Annotated in this window: 19 protein-coding genes and 1 tRNA gene; 12 read left to right on the top strand and 8 right to left on the bottom strand. The window is 43.7% G+C overall.

Going from position 1 to position 19,113, the window contains the following annotated elements:
- Positions 1 to 125 precede the first annotated feature (125 nt).
- Positions 126 to 200 (top strand) — tRNA-Arg (locus QW597_05250).
- A 6-nt stretch (positions 201 to 206) separates the two neighbouring features.
- Here QW597_05250 and QW597_05245 read toward each other — a convergent pair.
- Positions 207 to 956 carry a DNA polymerase sliding clamp gene (locus QW597_05245; GenBank protein MEM0155989.1) on the bottom strand — a complete coding sequence of 250 codons (750 nt, stop codon included), beginning with the start codon at positions 954 to 956 and terminating at the stop codon, positions 207 to 209.
- A gap of 126 nt (positions 957 to 1,082) precedes the next feature.
- On the opposite strand from QW597_05245, the gene QW597_05240 reads away from it, so the two are divergent.
- From QW597_05240 to QW597_05220, 5 genes are read left to right on the top strand one after another with little or no spacing between them, the layout of a single operon-like run.
- Positions 1,083 to 1,652, top strand: coding sequence for a DUF309 domain-containing protein (locus tag QW597_05240; protein MEM0155988.1), 570 nt, complete (start codon positions 1,083 to 1,085; stop codon positions 1,650 to 1,652).
- A gap of 24 nt (positions 1,653 to 1,676) precedes the next feature.
- The gene (asnS, locus tag QW597_05235; protein MEM0155987.1) at positions 1,677 to 2,966 is read left to right on the top strand and encodes an asparagine--tRNA ligase; all 1,290 of its coding nucleotides are present in this window, start codon (positions 1,677 to 1,679) and stop codon (positions 2,964 to 2,966) included.
- 34 nt (positions 2,967 to 3,000) lie between these two features.
- Positions 3,001 to 4,020 (top strand): uroporphyrinogen decarboxylase, encoded by a 1,020-nt coding sequence (gene hemE / locus QW597_05230; protein MEM0155986.1) that lies wholly within the window; start codon positions 3,001 to 3,003, stop codon positions 4,018 to 4,020.
- A complete protein-coding gene (hemH, locus tag QW597_05225; protein MEM0155985.1) occupies positions 4,017 to 4,922 on the top strand; it encodes a ferrochelatase in 906 nt (301 codons plus the stop codon). Before hemE ends, hemH begins: the two co-directional genes overlap by 4 nt.
- 36 nt (positions 4,923 to 4,958) lie before the next feature.
- Complete coding sequence (locus QW597_05220; GenBank protein ID MEM0155984.1) at positions 4,959 to 5,864, top strand: GTPase; 906 nt, start codon at positions 4,959 to 4,961, stop codon at positions 5,862 to 5,864.
- Here the strand turns inward: QW597_05220 and purD are convergent.
- Both purD and QW597_05210 read right to left on the bottom strand, forming a co-directional pair.
- Complete coding sequence (gene purD / locus QW597_05215; GenBank protein ID MEM0155983.1) at positions 5,858 to 7,153, bottom strand: phosphoribosylamine--glycine ligase; 1,296 nt, start codon at positions 7,151 to 7,153, stop codon at positions 5,858 to 5,860. The genes QW597_05220 and purD overlap by 7 nt on opposite strands.
- Positions 7,146 to 7,658 carry an SMC-Scp complex subunit ScpB gene (locus tag QW597_05210; protein ID MEM0155982.1) on the bottom strand — a complete coding sequence of 171 codons (513 nt, stop codon included), beginning with the start codon at positions 7,656 to 7,658 and terminating at the stop codon, positions 7,146 to 7,148. Before QW597_05210 ends, purD begins: the two co-directional genes overlap by 8 nt.
- Positions 7,659 to 7,821: 163 nt before the next feature.
- On the opposite strand from QW597_05210, the gene QW597_05205 reads away from it, so the two are divergent.
- The 3 genes from QW597_05205 (at position 7,822) to QW597_05195 (ending at position 11,284) form a co-directional block, all read left to right on the top strand.
- Positions 7,822 to 9,195 carry a cytosine permease gene (locus QW597_05205; GenBank protein MEM0155981.1) on the top strand — a complete coding sequence of 458 codons (1,374 nt, stop codon included), beginning with the start codon at positions 7,822 to 7,824 and terminating at the stop codon, positions 9,193 to 9,195.
- Between the two features lie 62 nt (positions 9,196 to 9,257).
- Entirely contained in the window at positions 9,258 to 9,740 is a 483-nt protein-coding gene (locus QW597_05200; GenBank protein MEM0155980.1) for a dCTP deaminase, read from the top strand.
- Between the two features lie 362 nt (positions 9,741 to 10,102).
- Positions 10,103 to 11,284, top strand: coding sequence for a cation:proton antiporter (locus tag QW597_05195; protein ID MEM0155979.1), 1,182 nt, complete (start codon positions 10,103 to 10,105; stop codon positions 11,282 to 11,284).
- 6 nt (positions 11,285 to 11,290) lie between these two features.
- Here the strand turns inward: QW597_05195 and rnz are convergent, their stop codons facing one another.
- Genes rnz through QW597_05180 form a run of 3 tightly spaced genes read right to left on the bottom strand, consistent with a single transcriptional unit; the run spans position 11,291 to position 15,386 of the window.
- Positions 11,291 to 12,208: a ribonuclease Z gene (gene rnz / locus QW597_05190; protein ID MEM0155978.1), complete on the bottom strand. Its 918-nt coding sequence runs from the start codon at positions 12,206 to 12,208 to the stop codon at positions 11,291 to 11,293.
- A 30-nt stretch (positions 12,209 to 12,238) separates the two neighbouring features.
- The gene (locus QW597_05185; GenBank protein MEM0155977.1) at positions 12,239 to 12,667 is read right to left on the bottom strand and encodes a hypothetical protein; all 429 of its coding nucleotides are present in this window, start codon (positions 12,665 to 12,667) and stop codon (positions 12,239 to 12,241) included.
- Positions 12,668 to 12,677: 10 nt separating this feature from the next.
- Positions 12,678 to 15,386 (bottom strand): DEAD/DEAH box helicase, encoded by a 2,709-nt coding sequence (locus tag QW597_05180; GenBank protein ID MEM0155976.1) that lies wholly within the window; start codon positions 15,384 to 15,386, stop codon positions 12,678 to 12,680.
- 468 nt (positions 15,387 to 15,854) lie between these two features.
- Here QW597_05180 and QW597_05175 point away from each other — a divergent pair, with 468 nt between their 5' ends.
- Both QW597_05175 and QW597_05170 read left to right on the top strand, forming a co-directional pair.
- A complete protein-coding gene (locus QW597_05175; protein MEM0155975.1) occupies positions 15,855 to 16,142 on the top strand; it encodes a DNA-directed RNA polymerase subunit L in 288 nt (95 codons plus the stop codon).
- A gap of 18 nt (positions 16,143 to 16,160) precedes the next feature.
- Positions 16,161 to 17,126: a methyltransferase domain-containing protein gene (locus QW597_05170; protein ID MEM0155974.1), complete on the top strand. Its 966-nt coding sequence runs from the start codon at positions 16,161 to 16,163 to the stop codon at positions 17,124 to 17,126.
- 6 nt (positions 17,127 to 17,132) lie between these two features.
- On the opposite strand, the gene QW597_05165 is transcribed toward QW597_05170, so the two are convergent.
- Positions 17,133 to 17,618 carry a hypothetical protein gene (locus tag QW597_05165; GenBank protein ID MEM0155973.1) on the bottom strand — a complete coding sequence of 162 codons (486 nt, stop codon included), beginning with the start codon at positions 17,616 to 17,618 and terminating at the stop codon, positions 17,133 to 17,135.
- A 105-nt stretch (positions 17,619 to 17,723) separates the two neighbouring features.
- Between QW597_05165 and QW597_05160 the strand changes: the two genes are divergently transcribed.
- On the top strand, positions 17,724 to 18,119 hold the full coding sequence (locus tag QW597_05160; protein MEM0155972.1) for a hypothetical protein: 396 nt from the start codon (positions 17,724 to 17,726) through the stop codon (positions 18,117 to 18,119).
- A gap of 24 nt (positions 18,120 to 18,143) precedes the next feature.
- On the opposite strand, the gene QW597_05155 is transcribed toward QW597_05160, so the two are convergent.
- Entirely contained in the window at positions 18,144 to 19,034 is an 891-nt protein-coding gene (locus QW597_05155; GenBank protein ID MEM0155971.1) for a phosphoribosylaminoimidazolesuccinocarboxamide synthase, read from the bottom strand.
- Positions 19,035 to 19,113: the final 79 nt, after the last annotated feature.

Here is a 19,113-nt window from a genome sequence, read left to right as displayed (position 1 = left end):
GTGCATTTCATGTTTTTGGAATGGAGGTATGCTCGTATGAAGAAATATTTTATAGCGCAGGATAATTTCCCAAAGAAACTGAGCGGTTTTAATTGCTTTTGGATTAGAAGCCGTTAATCGTGCATGGGCGCGTGGCCTAGTCTGGATATGGCAACAGCCTCCTAAGCTGTAGAACGGGGGTCCGAATCCCCCCGCGCCCGCTTTATTTATTGTTCCATTCTTGGCGCCAGCAAAAATACGCCTTTAATGTAAGATCCAACAGATCCTTTTGCCGGTTGGCCAAACTCGAAATCTAATGTGAGGGGGTAGTCATCCTTGAAACTCATTTTCAGGGAGTCCGTGCTGGACAACGACTTCACGAGCTTGAGGAGATAGTCTAGTGGATAGGAGCTTTTAACTGACTCCTCGCATTTTATTTCCTTGAGGAGTTCCCGGGAAAGTACCATTTCAGATTCCTCCGTGTCTGATAGGGATCTAGCCCTGAAATCGTTTGAGCTGAGCGTGAGCCTGATGGAATCGGAAACATCTTCAGCAGCCTTAAGCCCCTTCTCAAGCTCGAATTTTGGAAGCACTACGTAGCTTTCAGAACTTACCTGAGGTACCCGTGGTGTTGTTATGCTATTGTTATCGAGCAGAGATAGTGTTTTTATTATTGTGCCGATCTCGAACTTCAGCCGCTCTTTCTCCTTGTACACAGTGATCACGTCCCCAGAATTTGCCAGCTTCAGAATTGACTTGAGGCGCTCAATATCAAGGGAGATCTCTTCCTCCTGATCCAGTTCGTACATTTCGAATACGTCTGTCGGGATTTCCAGGCTAACCATAGCAACGTGAGCAGGGTCCACCGCCTTGATTATAACCCCATCTTTTTTGAATGAAAATTTAGCTTCGCTAACGATTGTATTGAGCAGGTCAGCAACTTCTTTCAGGTTCTTCACACTAATTTTTAGTTTCATAGTCAGATCATCCTTCGCTACCAGATCAGTTAAGCAAGAAGATAAGTTATTTGTTCAATAATATTCTTACGATCGGGTCAGTATCTCATTGTCAATTTATAATAGGATGTTCCAGATACCAAGTCGTTGATCCAAAAAGGTCACAGAATACTGCTCTTAATCGCCAGATTAAGTATACCGGACCTTGAGAGAATTGAAGGATACCTTACCAGGAAAATAATAGTGAGGAGGCACACAGATTCCCTCGAAATAGATCTGGAAACTATGGAACCATCGAAGGTGGTTTCTTTTTTCAGGTCAAGCTCCGCCCTCCTATTGATCAGAAAGCTCATGCCTGAAGAGACCGTGACTAAACTTGGTAGCAGCGGGTTAGTGATTATCAGGGAACAGATACTAGATACTGCATCGGCGCTTTTTGAAGAGGAGAGATACTGGGAATCTCACATCCTTCTTGAGTCCCTATGGAAAGCAACCACTGGAGAATACAAGAAATACATACAGAACCTGATCTATTTTGCAGTATCAATGATCAAATATCAGATGGGAGAATACCAGACTGCCATGACCATTTTTCAAAAGGCCATGGAGAATTTTAAACAGAAATACTCTTTGCCTATTGACAATCTTATCATCGCAGACTTCAGATATCCATATTCATTAGATTTTACCAGAACTAGTAACATTCCAAAAATATAATACCGCTTCCTTATTCCTCGTACGATGCATTTAATAGGTGATATCCTCTCCAGTGGTTTTGTTGGCAAAACCGTTTCTGTAAGGGGATGGGTATACAGGACAAGAAGCAGCGGAAAGATAGCTTTTGTTGTTTTGAGAGATTCAAGCGGCATTATACAGACCGTAGCCAGTATCAGCAATCTTGGTGAAGAAAAATTCAAGATCATTGCTTCCCTTGGTATTGAAAGCAGCTTGGAGATTTCCGGAGAAGTGAGGAGAGATGAGCGAGCAGTCACAGGTTACGAAATAGATGTTTCAGATTTTACGGTTTACCAGAAAAACGATGTTTTTCCCATCACGAAGGATAAAGGTGAGGAATTTCTGCTTGACAACCGGCATCTTTGGCTCAGGAGTCAGGAGTTTTCCGCTGTTATGAAAGTAAGATCCACAGTTTTCAAAGCTTTTGCCGATTTTTTCTATTCAGAAGGATTTTACCAGGTGCAATGCCCCTTCATGGTATCCACTGCCACTGAAGGCGGAGGAACTCTCTTCAAAGTACCTTTTTTCGGAACAGAGGTGAGCCTGACCCAGAGTGCCCAGTTTTATCTTGAGACAATGATCTTTGGGCTGGAAAAGGTATTCACCATATCTCCCAGTTTTAGGGCTGAGAAGTCTAGAACCTGGAGGCACCTAACAGAATACTGGCACGGAGAAGCAGAGGTGGCCTGGATAAACAATGACCAGATGATGGACATTGAGGAGAAAATGATTCATTTCATCATCCAGCGTGTTCTGGAAGTAAACACAAAAGAACTGGGCATAATAGGAAGGGATCCAGAGATCCTGAGGCACTGGATGCAGCCGTTCCTCAGGATGAAATATTCCGAATTGATAGAAAGAGCCCAACAATTTGGGATGGCAATCAAATATGGAGACGACCTTGGATCTGATGAAGAAAAACAGATTATGGTTCATTTTGATCGCCCTGTTTTCGTTACTCACTATCCGAAAGAGCTTAAAACATTCTACTTCAGACTGGACCCCAAAAACCCCGGAGAGTTGTTATGCCATGACCTTCTGGCCCCTGAAGGATACGGTGAGATAATTGGCGGCAGTGAGAGAATCTGGGATCTTAATGAGTTACTTGGAAGAATGCAGGAATTCAACCTGAACCCTGAAGAATATTACTGGTATATAGACCTCAGGAAGTACGGAAGTATCCCGCATTCCGGATTCGGGCTTGGGCTAGACAGGGCTATAATGTGGATCTGCAAGCTTGACAATATAAGGAATGCTATTCCCTTCCCCAGAACAATCAGAAGGACTAAACCTTGAGTTGTTTGCATTCATCCGTGAGGACTGGTGACCTTTGAACTCCTTTAGGAAACTAATGTTTGGGAACATCCCCGATACTATTCCAGTATGGTTCATGAGGCAGGCTGGCCGTTATCTTCCCGGCTATATGAAGGCAAGAGAAACGATGTCAATAAAGGATATCTGCATAAATCCGGAAGTTGCAGCTGAAATCATGAAAGAGCCTGTAACTAAAGTCGGGGTTGATGCAGCCATTGTTTTCTTTGATATCCTACTGCCCCTGGAATCCATGGGAATTTCAGTGGATTTCCAGGAGAGTGTTGGTCCGTTGCTCAGCGGACAGAGGGAAGCAGATGGAAAACTGAAACTCAACACATTTGATAGAAAAATGATGAAATATCCTCTGAACAAAGTAATAGAAAAATTCAGTGAACACAATCCAGAAACACCAGTAATAGGCTTCGCCGGCGGACCGGTAACACTCCTTTCATACGTCGTTGCGAACGGCGCCGACCGTGAGCTTGCCATGACCAAGAAGTACGCACTGCGACACGAAGCCTCGTTTAAAGAGAATATGGCAAAGCTTACCGAGATGGTAATTGACCTGCTAAAACTTCAGATATCAGCAGGTTCAGTTGCCGTACAGATTTTTGATAGTTGGGCTGGATTCTATTCGCCTTACCAGTTCACTAACCTGATTAAGCCGTATCTTCAGGAAATTGCGTCTGAAATTACTGGCCTTACAAAAACCATTTACTTCACGACATCGGGTGGCGGCCTTGCGGGACCTGCTTCGGAATGCGGGTTTGATTTCCTGAGTGTAGATTGGAGGACCAGGCTCAGCGGCATAGAGAGAGAAACTGGCGGAAGTGTAGGTCTCCAGGGGAATCTGGACCCTGCGATTGCAGCTTCAAATTTAGAAAGTGCCTTGCGCGAAAGCAGGATGATCCTGAATGACATCTCTGGCAAAGAAGATTATATTTTTAACCTTGGGCACGGGGTACTTCCAACCACTGATTTTAAGACCCTAAGATATATTGTTGAAGAGGTGCACAGTTTCAGGCGACGTTCATGAAAACAGCAATTCTTCTCATGGCATACGGAAGCCCAACGAGCATGGATGATGTTTATCCATATCTGCAGGGGATCTACCACGGCAGGCCTGTCCCTGAGTATGCGGTTCATGAAAACACTGAGAAATACAGAATGGTTAATGCAATCTCCCCGTCCAATGCAATTTTGGATTCAATGATATCAAAGCTTAAAAATAGAATGAAAGAGAAAACCATAGGAATTTTCCTTGGAAATAAGCACTGGAAACCGTGGATATCTGAGGTCGTCAAGGATATTTCAGAAGAGGGTTACAGAGACATTATTGCTGTCCCCCTTTTCCCGTTCCCTTCACACAATGTAATTGATTCCTATGTAGATCCTCTGACGACGATTGTGGAGAGAATTGCGCCTCAGACTAATCTCACAGTGGTCAATGGTATAAGTGGCAGGGATGAATTCATAAGGATGTGGGCTGATATCATTCATAAAGTGGAAACTTTCAATGAGCCTGAGTCGCTGGTGCTGTTCACCGCCCACAGCCTTCCGAATTCTCTCATTGATGAGAATGATTATGATCAGGCTTTTAAGGACGCTGCCAGGAAGATTTCAGAAATGTCAGGAATAACCGAATATATAACTGCATACCAGAGCAGGGGGAAATACGGGGACAGCTGGCTAGAGCCGTCCATTTATGACGCACTGAAAACTGTTGAAACTGCCAGAAAGACCAAGATAATTACCGTTCCTATTGGATTTCTGTACACGCATCTTGAGGTTCTTTACGATCTTGACCTGGAATTTGGAAATTCAGTTCGTGAACATGGTCTTCGATACGTGCGGACCGAGCTTCCAGACACCAAAGATTATTGCATAGAACTTCTTTATAATGTAATAAGGGAGAAAATAGACGGAAAAGACAATTGATACCCTTTTATATTCATCGGCTATATTGAAATCTCTATGAAGGCTATCAGCGTTTTTGCCTACAACGTTCCTGATATTATAAGAGAAGTTGCGAAGAAAGGAACAGAGAGTGATATAACACTTTATAACCGCAAGGATGGCGATAATGTGCTGACATTTCTCGTTCCTTCCAGATTCCCTGAAAAAATGTCTTCACTTACGGACTCAATGTTTCCCGCGGACGTTGTTATTCTCGGAATAGACGAAATTAATCGTGACCTTGGGGAAGTGATAATCTCCCTTGACCTGATGAAAAAACAGCACGGTTACATTATGCTTAAGGACGAAAGCAAGTTGCCCACTGTCAGGAAGCTCATAGATAACACCGTTGCATCAAAATACAAGTTCTTTAAGGGATCACCCGTGGAATTAATGAGCGATATTTCAGGGTCTCCAATGAAACGACCGGATGGAGATACCGTGGTCATTGTTGACCATTTCTTCAAGGTAAAGAGCGTTGGTACTGTTGCGCTTGGCTTTGTCATGAGCGGGACTGTATCGAAGCACCAGAACCTCTTTGCCTCCGGATTAGAAAAACAGGTACAGGTGAGGTCAATACAGATGCAGGATGTTGACGTCGATGACGCACCCACAGGGTCAAGGGTTGGCCTGGGCCTAAAAAATATAGAAGTTGATGATATGGAGAGGGGGCTCCTGCTCACTTCTACAAAACTCCCAGCTTTAACCAGAATAAGCGGAAACATAAGCTTCCACAGAAGTGTAGCTAATAAGAATATAAGTGGAAATGAAATATTCCTATGTGATCAGATGAGGTACTCTAGGGGCTTCAGAAGTGGTGATGAAATAACTCTAGATCGCCCATTTTTCCCCTTAGGAACTGAGCTTGCAGTCTGTTCCAACACCTCAGTGCCAAGAATACTTGGTACCATAAAGACTCAGTGAACAACCGACTTCGCTTTTTCTTTCATGAATTTCCTAGAACCTATATCATGACGGACATAGTAATTGCCGTTTACCCTGAACAGATTGGATTCCACCAGGTCTGATGCTTCCTCTATGGTGTCACCCTTTGCAATAACTGCAAGGGCTCTGGAATTGCTCATTTCTACCCGTTCCATTGTACCTGAAACAGCGGCATAATAAATGCTTAGGTTTTCAGGCAATCCTGACAAATTAATTTGAAGCGTCCCTTTCTGAGGGTTGGAGCCGTAACCGATCGGAACAATATACTTAAGCGTGGAAGCTTTGCACTCGAAGTCAATATTGCTTCTCAGGTTCGAACCTGCAATCCTGAATAGAATATCTGAGAGGTCATCTCTCAGGAGAGTAAGAACGTTTATTCCCTCGGGGTCAGCAAATCTAGCGTTTATCTCCACTATTTTAGGCTCAGATCCAACCTGCATGAACTGCCCATACATTATACCACGGAACGGTGTACCCTCTCTTCTCATCCCTTCCGCTATCTTTCTCATTATAATCAGTGCTTCATCCCTGCAACCAGGGCTTATAAATGGCAAATTGTGATCTGCGTCCGTGATCGATCCCATCCCACCGGTATTGGGGCCAACATCGTTTTCATACGCGCGTTTATAATCCTGCGCAAGCGGCATCGAGGATACGTGTTTTCCGTCTGAGAATAATTGCAGTGAGAATTCCTCGCCGGATATTCTCTCTTCCAGCAATACTTTCCCGTCTTTTTCTACTACCTCCTGGGCATAAGCGATTGCGGAACTTCTGCTGTCAAGTTGAAGCCCCATCACTTTCACTCCTTTCCCGCCTGTTAGGCCTATTGGTTTCACGGCAAATTCTCTGTCATCAGATCTCATGAATTCTGCCACTTCGGGCTTCCCCCTGAATATCTTGGAAAAAATGTTCCCTTGGATGCCATTTCTCCCTATGAATTCCCTCATGTATTCCTTGGATGTCTCTATCCTCGCAGCCTGTCTGGACGGCGATGCTACCGAGATTCCAGATTCCTCGGCAGTGTCAACAAGCGGGGTATCCAGCACAGGATCAGGACCAACGAAGAGCAGGTCCACACCCATGTCCTTTGCGAATTGAATTATGCTCTGGTAATCAAGCTCATTGACTACCTTGTATTCTTTTGATATTTTCTTCAGCGATGGATTTAAGTTCTTTGCTGCACAATATAACTGTGTCCCGCCTTCAACGAGTTTTCTACCGATGGCATCTTCCCTTCCACCAGCTCCAACAAGAAGTATTTTATTCATTAAATTCACTCCCAATCCCCTGTTTCGACTTTTTCCCAAGCATTTTTTCCAGGCTTGTTCTGTCGATCCCAAAATACTCGAAGAACTTTTTTCCTGTGGTCAGGATTTCAGTATTCCTGTATCTTTTGGAATGCACCAATTTCATGTCCTTCAGTCTCTCAAGAGGGATTGCATACCTGTCCCCAAATTTATCCCTAAGATCTCCTCTACGGCAGGATGGGTTTGCTGCAATAAAGCCCATCACGGAAAGCTCTAGGTTTGTTAGTTCTGGTTCAGAAACTGCATTCACGATGTCTAGGTAATCCTCTCTCAACTGCATTCTGTATCTGTTGCCGATTTTCACAATAGTAATTGAAGTCTCCCCTTTATCATACTCCCTCAAAAGTTTCTTGATTTCCTTGGACACCTCTTTTGCAGGAATGGAAAGGACCCCGGAAATATCCCTGACAGTTAATGGCTTATTACTTGCATAAAGAACTGCTTCAACCTTGAGAGTCTGGTTCACTTATATGAAAAACGTGATTCGTATTAAAACCTTGACTTCTATTATCTGTGGAAAATCTGCCCCTTTTGCATCGCTTGTTGAGTATAGTGACACCGTTTGGCCCACTATATAAAGAGAGAGCAGCAATGGCTATTTTTTTATATCCTGAGCGTATCCCTTTACTGTGACCGAACAAGTGTTAGGTGAGAGCGAAAGGTTCAGGGAGAAAATTGATGTCCAGGCCGTTCCGGAAAATGCCAAGGGACCAAAACCCTCGTCGCTGTTTTTCCTTTGGTTTGGGTCCAATCTGACTATTGGAGATTTCGTTCTGGGCTTTATCCCAATTTCTTTGGGCTTTGGAGTGTATACAACAGTGGTTGCACTTGTTATTGGTAATTTGCTGGGAGCATCCCTTCTTGGATTAATGAGTTCCATTGGACCTAAGTCCCGCGTGCCTCAGATGGTCACGGGAAAACGGTCCTTTGGCAGCAGGGGATCTACGGTTATGTCCCTGCTTCAGTGGGTGAATACTACTGGATGGTTGACCATTAATACCATACTTGCCGCGTTTGCGCTAAGTTTGCTGGTAAATGGCGCAATCCTTGTTTACTCTGTGATCCTTATCACATCAGTGGTAGCGCTATCTGCATACTTTGGGCAGCGATTCATTCATGGTTTTGAACACTTAATGGCGTACCTTCTTGGAATACTATTTGTTGTAGTGACTTATTTCTCCCTCGCAAAGATGAATTTCACCATCTCATATGCTCCCTCAGCGTCGTTTTCAACCTTTACCCAATTCGGCGTGGTTCTTGCCCTGTCTTTTTCCTACATAATGAGCTGGGGGCCATATGCTTCAGATTACTCAAGATACATAAGCTCCTCCACGAAACCATCCAGGACGTTCACTTACACGTTCATTGGTGGTTTTACAGCGTCTCTATGGCTTGAGATTACGGGGATGTTGGTTGCTATTGGTTCAGGAATGGCCTCCGCAGATAATCCTTTCAGGGCTCTGTCTCCCATCATGGGAAATTTTGTTGATCTTGGCCTGATTGGAGTTGTCCTTGGGGGGATTGCAGCAAACTCGATCAATCTTTATTCAAATTCTCTGTCTATCAAGGCCGCGGGCTTGAAAGTAAACAGGGTAACAGTGGTTGTTGTAATGTCCGCCTTAGTGGTGATACTTTCCCTGATTTCTGCTCTCAATGGTTTCAATTACTCTTACGAAACATTCCTCTATCTTCTTGACTACTGGATTACCCCGTGGCTCGGAGTGATGATAGCTGACTTTTTCATCGTAAATCGAGGCGGGAAACTCTCTGAGGCGAAATTCAGGAGTTTTAATTTCTCTGGTATAATATCATATTGTGTAGCGCTTCTTGCCTCCATTCCATTTATGGCTCCTTCTGGTTTTCCTTACGGCCCAATAGCTGTTGCGTTGAACGGGGTAGATCTTAGCTATTATGTTTCCTTTGTTCTTGCGATCGTTCTATATGTTCTGCTAAACAGGTTTGGCGTTGGAGAGTGGAAAGGTAGCGGGGTTCCCAAAATCTGATCTATTATTGGTTTATGGTCTAAACGGAACAATATTTACTACCCTTTTCATGTGGTAGGTGAATGATCTCAGACAGGGAAATTAAATCGATGGTATCAAACGGAGAACTCATAGTGAGTGATTTCAGGCCTGAACAGCTTACCCCGAATGGATATGACCTCACCGTTGGGGATCTGAAGATACAGGGCGGAAAGGGCAACATTGACGTGGTCCCGCCCAAGACACTCTTCTGGATATCCACAATGGAGAAACTGTGGATTAGATCGGGAATAACCGGACAGATATGGCTAAAGTCGTCTTTCTGCCGAAAGGGAATTTTAGGAAGTTTTGGGCTTGTAGATTCCGGTTTTCGCGGGGTGCTGACCTTGACCCTTTATAACGCTTCCGACGAGGCTGTCGTCATTACAGTTGGAAAGCCAATAGCCCAGATAGTTTTCACTAGGATGTCCACATTGCCGGAGATGACTTACGAAATGCGTTCTGGGAACTTTCAGGATCAGGTAGGTATTGTTACCGATATCCCTGAAAGGAGTGACAGAAAGTAGCTTGTACCCTCTACCCTTGACCTATTTGTCAGGATTTAGTTTGGCTTAATGTGCTACAGAAGGCTACTTCAGGTTACGTCAACACACTGTCTGAGACAGGGAGCTGCCACTCCCATGTTTTTCAAGGCTGCTGTGCTATTTCTAGGGCTCAGTGTGTGATTTTTGCTTCCCATTAACGTTGGACAAACGCCGAGGGAAACCTTTCAAAGCTGGCTTTCACATGATATTCACACTGCATAGTAACTTCAACCGAATTTTTGGGGTTGTGCCAATTTTCGCGATTGTGACGACCAGAAAAAGTCTTGACTCAAAAAGAGTCGTTTTTCGGAATTATTTATATTCAATGGACTATGGAGGATTTGATGCTTGATCTAATAACAGCAATACTTCTCCTACTTGTTGTAGGGATAGGATTAGGGGAATTGTTCAACGTTATTGGTTTCCCGGAAGTCGTTGGCGCGATTATAGCAGGAATAATACTTGGCCCAGCGGTCACTGGCATCGTATCTCCCACATCGGGACTCTCCACATTGAGTACACTGGCATTATTCTTTATCATACTCCAGATAGGTATAGAAGCCTCATCGGACATATTTTCAAAGAATATCAAGTACGTAACTGGTTTTGCGGTGACATCGTTTTTAGTTCCGTTTCTGGTGATGTCTCTTGGTTCTTTTTACATTTTCAAGCTACCGTATATTGAAGCAGTGAGCATTTCCCTTTCTGTAAGCATCCCGTCAATTTCCATAACTTCCGTATTGCTCGTAAGATCTGGACTGATCAAGATGGAAGATGGACTGAGGTTGCTTGGTGGCGTAGCTATGAGCGATGCAGTCGCTTTCATAATCCTGGTTTCATTCCATCGGTCATCGTTAGATATAATGGTTGATACTGCTGCGTTTGCAATTTTTCTGGTAGTACTTTACTTTGTTGACATGATCGTGAAACTAAAGTCCGAACATCTTGTCAGAGGGTTCACCAGATTAAACGGGAGCCAGAAAGAAGCCATAATTTTTGCAATTGTTATAATGATGGGGCTTGCATTCTCATCTCTCTTCGAGTATATTGGCATAACGTTTGTCCTTGGAGCATTCTTTTCTGGTCTTATCATCCACAAGAACTCTGTGGGAGAAGAAACTTATGGGATGCTGAAGAGAACCTTTCAAAGAATCAATTCAAGTTTCTTCATCCCTCTTTTTTTCAGCATATCAGGCCTCCAAATGAGCCTAATACCTCTTTCCACTATTCCACTTCTCGTGTTTCTTGTGATAGCTACTGCATTAATCGGTGGGTTTGCAGCCTACCAGTTCTCAAAAAGATACATGAAGGATATTACCCCAAGGGTTTCCCTTGGAATTTTTGGAGGCAGAGGAGCTGTGGGCATAATAATTGCGTCCATAGCGCTATCCAAGGGATTTCTGGACACAACTGACTATTCCGTCGCTATTTTTGCTACCATAATCATGGCGATCACCTTTACGCTTGTTTTCGATCGTTCCATCAGGAAGATGAGATCCAAAGACTTTGGGCTACCTTTGCAGTGAACTGTTTCACTGTCTGTTCACCGGCACGTTATATTCCATGAGCTCCATACTGGCGTATGTTTGCGGGAAGATCAACCTGGCCTCTTCCAGCAATTTTCCAATATCTTCTATCCTCGGACTGTAATGGAATAGATAAAGTCGTCCGACAGCAGCTTCAGCAGCGATTTTAGCTGCCTGTCTCGAAGAAGTGTGCCCGAACTCGTTCACTTTCGGCTCGAATGACGAATCGGTTGTTGTATCGTGAATGAGGACGTCAGCGTTCCTGGCGAATTCCGCCATGTTGTCCATGGGTCTGGTATCTCCTGTATATACAATCTTTCTTCCTTTTCTTATTCCTGCGCTAACCTCTTCGAGCCGGAATATCCGGCCGTCTATTTCAAGAATGCCTTTTGTTCGCAATTCTTCAAGCCTCCTCACCGGAAAGCCAGCCATTTCCGCCTTTTCCCTGTCTATTTTTACTAAGTCCTTCTCTTCCAGGCTATATGATATTGCTGGAACCGGGTGATCGTTCTGTTTTGTTCTGATGACAAAATCCCCAAAATCGTAAGTTCGATCTGAATCCAATTCCGCAACATTTACATCAAAATTCAGGCGGAAGTATCCAACATTCAGCGCATTCATGACCATGTGAATTGCTCCCTTTGGCCCGTAGATATTAAGCGGTTCTTCCCTGCCATTGAACGACATGCTCTGTATCATCCCGATCATGCCGATGAAGTGATCCCCATGAAAATGGGTGATGAAGATATTCTCGATTTTCATAAATGAAGAATTGCTCTTCATAATCTGCTTCTGTGTTCCCTCCCCGCAGTCAAAGAGATTTAGACGGTCGTCGACCTGGACTCCCACTGCGGGTAAGTTCCTGCCTGGAGAAGGCCATGATCCCCCGGTCCCGAAAAATGTGATCTTTATGTTTGATGACAATACCGGGATAATCCGGCATAGAATAAATCTTTATTTCATCTCACGCTGCTTTCTTCTAGTGATACCGGTCTTCACAGCGTTTTGAACTGTGTCAAATATGGATGGTAGCTCTTCCACCGTTCTTATGGGCAGATTTTCCCGGATATAAACCCATAAAGCAGAATCCACATCAGAAATAATTGGGGTCAGTATAGATGATAAACGTTTTTTAAGACTGGTTCCCTTGCGATCGAAATCAAACAGTACAACCACCCTGTCGTGTTCCTTTGCAATCGCTTCCGCAAACGCAACTATACTAAGCCCCGCGTTGAAGACAATAACCTCTCCCCTGAACCCTATTTTCCTCAGGGCTTCCATATCCCTTGAACCCTCAACAATGATGGGAACTTTTTCATTCTTTCCTATGTATGCATCAATGATTTGCATTGTTTTTTCCGGAGTTCCCTTTTTGAAAATCATTGCACTACCCTCAGTCCCAGAATCTCTTGTTCTTTGCGAATTCTATTTCTGCGTTTAGGATAGCCCTTATCATATCTTCATCACTGTGATAGGAAACCTCAAGTATTCTAGAGGCTGTCTCGGCTCCTATTCCTCTGGCAGCCATGGTCATTATCGCAGTCATGCCACGTTCTCTCACAAGATGCGCATTTTTAGATATCCTTCTTCTTATTTTCGGATTGTCCTCCTTGCTCTTATTGATCGTGTCCAATTCTTCCCTGTCGTATCTAGACAGCGATGCCACAAGGTAGCTCCCACAAGCGGGGCACTTTATGGAAGTTATCTCGCTTATCTTAAGGGTCCTCACATTGCCACAGGAAGTGCAGTAAAGAACGGTTTCCTCATTCATCAGTCTTTTTTTAACGGACTCCAATATGGATTTTGTCGGTTTTAGTGGAAGTACCTTCTCCGAATAATGCCGAAGGAATATTCCTGAAGAGTTTGAGATACTGTTTCTGAGCACAAAATCAACTGAACCAGCATTCAGGAGGAATGCACGCAGGGAGGGGATATCCATATAATTGGTGATCAGTTTCCTCACGGAGTCCATATAGACGGGAGTTTCTCTATAGGCATCCACGATTTTTTCGAACCGAATGCGGCTCATGTCGGCATCCTTACTTATAACCCCGAATTTCTTGGCTTCGTAGAGAAATACCATGTTAAAAAACCTTGATCTCCGCGCAACCCCCTCTATATATTTTTCAAGCATGTCAGGATTAATTCCCAGAATCACTCTTTTTATTTCCTCCGCGGTTATCACCCTCGAACACCTTACATAAACGTGGTACGGCGAGTAATCCATTTCAACGCTCTGGCTGGTCATCGACGAGAGGAAGCTAGTGATTATTTCAGCAAGCGCAAAATTAGCCCTGGTGCCGAGAATAATCTGTATTATGACCTCTCCATTCTTTGTTTCAATAATAACGCGGTTGTCAAGCGCGAGATCATTTGCATACCACTCTTTAAGGATCCCTCTAGAATAATCGTCTGTGTAGAATGGAACCAACTGTTTTTCCCTCATCTCAGATATTTTCCTGGTAACGTTAGGGAGGACTGGAATATCCTCGCCCGACCACTTTGGCGCTATTGCCACCGTCGGAAATGCCTCAACGAATATTCGGTCCTCATCAATCCTGACTGTCCTCCAGGTCGACCCCTTGATAACAAAATAACTACCTGGTTCAATCTCATTCACCACATATCTTTCATCCAGCGTGCCAATGAATTTTCTTGAAACTAGATCAATTACCCTGTAATTTTTTTCGCTGGGTATCATGGAGATATTTTCCAGATAGTAATTTAGTGTTCCAGATCTCCTGCGGATAGCTGGTGGATCATACCATATTTTCCTCACTTTAGCTAAGAACAGAAGCAAGGAGATAAACTCCTCTCGCGACAAAGTTCTGAATGGATATGCCGACCTTACCATTTCAAATAACTGGTTCTCGTCAAGTTCCTTAGCAAAATGAACTTCTGAAATTATCTGGTTTGCAATTGTTGCCAGAGAATTTTTCATGATCAGGATGTCCTCGAGATTCCTTGTTTTAGCTTGTTCAATGATAGCAAGGGCTTCCTCGAGTTCTATCACATCGGTACACACTATAACTCCAACGGAGACCAGATCAAGGCTGTGCCCAGATCTCCCCACCCTTTGCAGCATCTTGTTGATTTGTCTTGGGGAGTTGAACTGTATCACCAGATTGGCTAGTCCAATATCTATGCCCAGTTCAAGCGATGACGTGGAGATAATCGCCCTTATCCTTCCGCTCTTGAAATCACGCTCGGCTGTTTCCCTGGTATCGCGGGACAGAGATCCATGGTGAACCATTATCGGAGGGTCTTTCACCAGCAGCCTGATCCGGAATGAAATGTCTTCGGCAATACTCCGCGTATTTACAAATACGATGGTTCCAGGATTTCTTTCAATCAAGTTCCAGATATGGAGAATCGCGCCTGCGTACTGTTCATCGCATCCCATTATCTCGGCTGCAGACTTGTTAGAGGTAGGAGGTATAACCGCCAGCGCATCCATTCTTTTTTCCACAGGAACCTTTATGATTTCGACCTCTGCAGAGCTTCCAAGCATGCGAGACAATTCCTCCGCGTTTCCAACTGTTGCAGATAGCCCTACTGATTGAAATCCTCCCGTAAGCTTCCTTAAACGTTGTAAGGCAATCGAAAACTGCGAACCTCGCTCATTCTGGGCGAGTTCATGAAGTTCGTCAGCAATCACGTATCTCACGTTTCGAATGATTTCTCTCAGATTTTTTCCATTGAGCATTATCTGCAGTGACTCGGGAGTAGTTATTAGCACGCTGGCAGGATTCTTGAGAATCTGCCGCTTTTCCGCAGGTCCAATGTCACTATGTCGTACTTGCACGGAGATATTAAGGCTCTTTCCGTAGTCCATGAGCCTCTGGAGCATATCCCTGTTTAAGGCTCTGAGAGGCGTTATGTAGAGTATAGAAACTGGAGGAGGGTTATCTCTCAGCAGCAGATGCATTAACGGAAGCATAGCCGCTTCAGTTTTTCCACTCCCGGTCGGGGAAAGCAGGAGAACATCTTTTCCATTAATTATTGGTTCCATAGCCATTGACTGGGGGGCAGTGGGATGTAGAATGCCCCTGCCCGAAAGCATTTCAATGATACGCCTGTCTAACAGATCAAATGTGTCCAATTCAATCTTTCCTGCACAATATATGTTATAAATTTCCGGGGTCATTGTCCTCGACAGACAATGCCAGCCAGAAGAAGCATGATTTAATCATCATCGTCGTAGTCTTCATCCTCGTCGTCATCAAAATCTCGTCTTTTGATTACAAATGACATACGTGCACCTCCTCGGGGACTACAAATATTACACATATTTAAGATCATGGTAAAGAGCTGGAGATCCTGGCCATGCTCTGCAAAATGAGAAAATATCATTCTGAAGGATTGCATCCACTCCGAAATTAATCTGTGTAGGATTGCCTGGCGTTCTAGTACCATCCGTTATCAGCATTAGAGGCCATATCGTTGATATTGCTTAAAAAAAAGAGGCGGATGAAAGAATGCGAAATGGTAATTCTTTGAGAATTGAAATTGATGGTCACTCGACTGAACGATAAAAGAACCATAATATATACGAGATAAATGGAGGTATATGGATCCTAAATTTAGGGTCGTGGAAAGAGACAAAGACTCCATGACGCTAGAAATGCTAAATTACGACAATGCTCTTCTGAGACCTATTGTCGAGGAACTCCTTCACGATGATCAGGTTGAGGAGTCACATTATTATATCAAACATCCGGTGATAGATAACCCCCAGATTTATGTGAAGGTTAAAACCGGCAAACCTCAGGCTGCTGTGAAGAGATCGATCAAGAAATTGAGCAAGATATATGAGAATCTTGCAGTAGACCTCGCAAAAGAGACCAAGAAAAACTGATATTTTCATAAGCGGTAAATGCCCAGATATATTCTTGAATGCAGTTCCCTGAATCTGGAGCTGGTAAGGAATGAGATATCATCCATCAGCACCAACTACGGGGAATTCTCCGTAACTGATCAAATAGGTAATATTACAATCATTGAGGGAAACTGGGAAAAAACCAGATTATCAGCGTTTGTCAATATTGTGGATGAAATCCTTCAGGAGGTAGACTCCCCTGAACATTTTGATAGCGGTGTGCTTCCAGGTGGGAAATACTTTGTCAGGATGAAAAGAGTAAGAAATACTCTTCAGAAATATAATGAGTCATACATTGGGTCAATTCTCAAGTCTGAAGGCAGGATTTCATTCAAGAACTACGATTTTGTAGTTCGCGTTATCTGCGCGGAACACTGGTATCTCACCATTCAGATATATGAAAGAGACAAAAAGTCTCTGGAACAGAGACGGGCTCCCATGAGGCCGTTCTTTTCTCCCGTTTCACTTCATCCTAAATTCGGGATATATCTTGTGAACACAACAATGACGAAACCTGGCGAAACTCTTCTTGACCCATTCTGCGGAACAGGAGGGATACTGATCGAAGCTGCGATCATGGGAAGACGAATAATTGGAAGCGACTCATCACTAGGGATGGTCATGGGGGCTCGCCTGAATCTTAAATATTTTGGCTATTCTGAAGCTACTATTATAAACAGTGATATTTTTGATCTGAAGTTAGACAGTAAAGTGGATGGAATAGCTACCGATATGCCTTATGGGAGGAATTCCACACTGAATGGAAGGTCGGTAAAGGACCTCTATAAGAAAGCATTCGAAGTGTTCCACGATGTCTTAAAGGACGGGGGGAGATGCGCGGTCGTCGTGGGAGATATTTCGCTTTTGGAGCTCACGGACAATATGTTCAGCATTGAGTCCGCCATTGCGGTTCCCCAGCACAGGTCTCTTACGAGATATTATTCAGTTCTGAAAAAGAAATAGTATGGGTTATTTACCCAATTCAATGGCATCAACATAGCTGCACTTCAGTATAACCCTAGACTTCCTCAGCGTAGCTGGAATGATGACTTTTTTTACGTTGATAATCGCGTCAACGTATTTGTCGAACGTTTCGTCATTAACATCTGTCAAAGTGAGGGTATCAATATTCTTGAAAACTGTCTTATGGCCTATTTCTTCCAAATCCTTTCCAGAGATGTCTACGTTCTTTATGTTCTCTATGTACTTTGCCATCCCACCAACAAGTCCTTGCTTGAAATTGCGTGATATGTTCCCAAGCCCGTCAAAAGCTCCTATCATTGACTTGTAAGCTTCATTTGTAACTTCGCCAAGGGTTTTACCTGTTGCCTTGGCAATCTGAGAAACCTTGTCGTATACGTCCTTTCTGATTCCCTTCACTGAGATGTTCTGGACGGTTTCATCTTCAGTTCCCTGCTCTTTTTCATCCTTGATCTGCTTCTTTGACTCTGGCATAGATATCAATACTAAATAGATATCCTGCATTTAAGTTTTCTGGTTTTCGCGAAATCCCACTTCCAGACCAAGTTAGTTTTTATAATATTACTCCTTATCCTTGCCATGAGAACTGCGATACGTGAATATTATGGGAAGAATGTCAACCTTGATAAGCTAGGTCAGCTTATTGTCGAATTCTTCAACGAGGAGCACTTCAAGACACAGACAGCGAAACACCCGAATGGAATCATAATTCAGGCAAAAAAGGGTGGGGTTTTCAGAACCATTCTAGCTATGGACAGGGCGTTTACTATCATAATTGAAGGGGACCAGAGTGATTTCAAGGTTAAAATTGGGGTCAGTGCATGGTTGATGGACCTTGGAATAGCCGCCATTGAGACTTTCTTTATTGCTGGAGCACTTGCATTCATAGAAGTGCCGGAGGCTCTTTGGTCATACGAAATCGAGCACCAACTCTGGCATTACGTGGAAAATCAGGTTGAACTCGGCATCCAGTAATGCTATCATTATTTCCCATAATTTTTACCATTTTTCCCCTGTGATCCTGGTGAAGAGGCTACGGTAGAGATCGCTCGTCTGGCTTATGAGATTTTCAGGAAGGGCTGAAATGTCAGGTTCTTTTGTTCCTTTAGACCTTGCCTCATAAAGTTTATCATGATATCCGTTTGACCTATAGTACTGTCTGACAGACTCCTTGCTGAGTTCTATTATCCTGCCATTTTCGTACTCTTTTCTGTCCCAGAATCTGTCTTCATCAGCTGTTCCGAAAGTATCTACAATGACCGGTTGCCTGTGATCCCCAAGCGCAAATTCTTTCTTTCCATCAGCGTGGATGAGGCCATTTGATCCGACTCTTTTCTCTATCCTTCTGTCAATTTTAAGGATATACTCGAAGATTTCTGAAAGCTCCTCATTTCTTAATCCGCCTATCTCCAGCGCTTCACTCTTATTCAATGGTCTGTCAAACCTTTCAAATTTGGTAGTTGCCTCGAGATACGGATCATCAAGTTTCTGACCATAAACCGGCTTGCCTGCCAATCCAATTTCAGAAAGCGCAACTTTGCCTTCTGCCACCCTGTCATACAGTGAACCAGCTAAATAATATCTTGCAACAAATTCCAACGGGATGAGAAAGTTAACTGAAAAAATGTTGCCGTTTCCTTCGGGGACGGTAAACTTCCTTACCCTCATTTCTATTGGTGATACTTTTTCAATAAGGTGCGTTTCAACTCCAGCCTGCTGTGCAACAGTCCTAAACCAGAATTCCGAGGTCCTGCACAGCGATTCCCCCTTGAAAGGTATCCTCGATGGTATAATCTTGTCAAACACGGATATCTTGTCTGTAAACTTGAACAGAAGCGTCTCCCCTTCGTCGTATACCTCTTTGACCTTCCCAACCCTGACCAGTTTCATTGACACATGACCGTTTGAACTTTTATTAATTCTTCCGTAGATTAGATATCACTGGGTCTTAATGAACGATCTGTTAACG

Source organism: Thermoplasmataceae archaeon (assembly GCA_038729425.1).
In the GTDB taxonomy this organism is placed as follows: domain Archaea; phylum Thermoplasmatota; class Thermoplasmata; order Thermoplasmatales; family Thermoplasmataceae; genus B-DKE.
This window is presented reverse-complemented; position numbering and strand designations above follow the sequence as displayed.

Excerpts from the sequence above, each read along its gene's own strand:
- QW597_05245 (MEM0155989.1), bottom strand. The coding sequence starts at position 956 with ATGAAACTAAAAATTAGTGTGAAGAACCTGAAAGAAGTTGCTGACCTG.
- asnS (MEM0155987.1), top strand. The coding sequence starts at position 1,677 with ATGCATTTAATAGGTGATATCCTCTCCAGTGGTTTTGTTGGCAAAACC.
- hemH (MEM0155985.1), top strand. The coding sequence starts at position 4,017 with ATGAAAACAGCAATTCTTCTCATGGCATACGGAAGCCCAACGAGCATG.
- QW597_05220 (MEM0155984.1), top strand. The coding sequence starts at position 4,959 with ATGAAGGCTATCAGCGTTTTTGCCTACAACGTTCCTGATATTATAAGA.
- purD (MEM0155983.1), bottom strand. The coding sequence starts at position 7,153 with ATGAATAAAATACTTCTTGTTGGAGCTGGTGGAAGGGAAGATGCCATC.
- QW597_05200 (MEM0155980.1), top strand. The coding sequence starts at position 9,258 with ATGATCTCAGACAGGGAAATTAAATCGATGGTATCAAACGGAGAACTC.
- QW597_05195 (MEM0155979.1), top strand. The coding sequence starts at position 10,103 with ATGCTTGATCTAATAACAGCAATACTTCTCCTACTTGTTGTAGGGATA.
- QW597_05185 (MEM0155977.1), bottom strand. The coding sequence starts at position 12,667 with ATGATTTTCAAAAAGGGAACTCCGGAAAAAACAATGCAAATCATTGAT.
- QW597_05175 (MEM0155975.1), top strand. The coding sequence starts at position 15,855 with ATGGATCCTAAATTTAGGGTCGTGGAAAGAGACAAAGACTCCATGACG.
- QW597_05170 (MEM0155974.1), top strand. The coding sequence starts at position 16,161 with ATGCCCAGATATATTCTTGAATGCAGTTCCCTGAATCTGGAGCTGGTA.
- QW597_05165 (MEM0155973.1), bottom strand. The coding sequence starts at position 17,618 with ATGCCAGAGTCAAAGAAGCAGATCAAGGATGAAAAAGAGCAGGGAACT.
- QW597_05160 (MEM0155972.1), top strand. The coding sequence starts at position 17,724 with ATGAGAACTGCGATACGTGAATATTATGGGAAGAATGTCAACCTTGAT.
- QW597_05155 (MEM0155971.1), bottom strand. The coding sequence starts at position 19,034 with ATGAAACTGGTCAGGGTTGGGAAGGTCAAAGAGGTATACGACGAAGGG.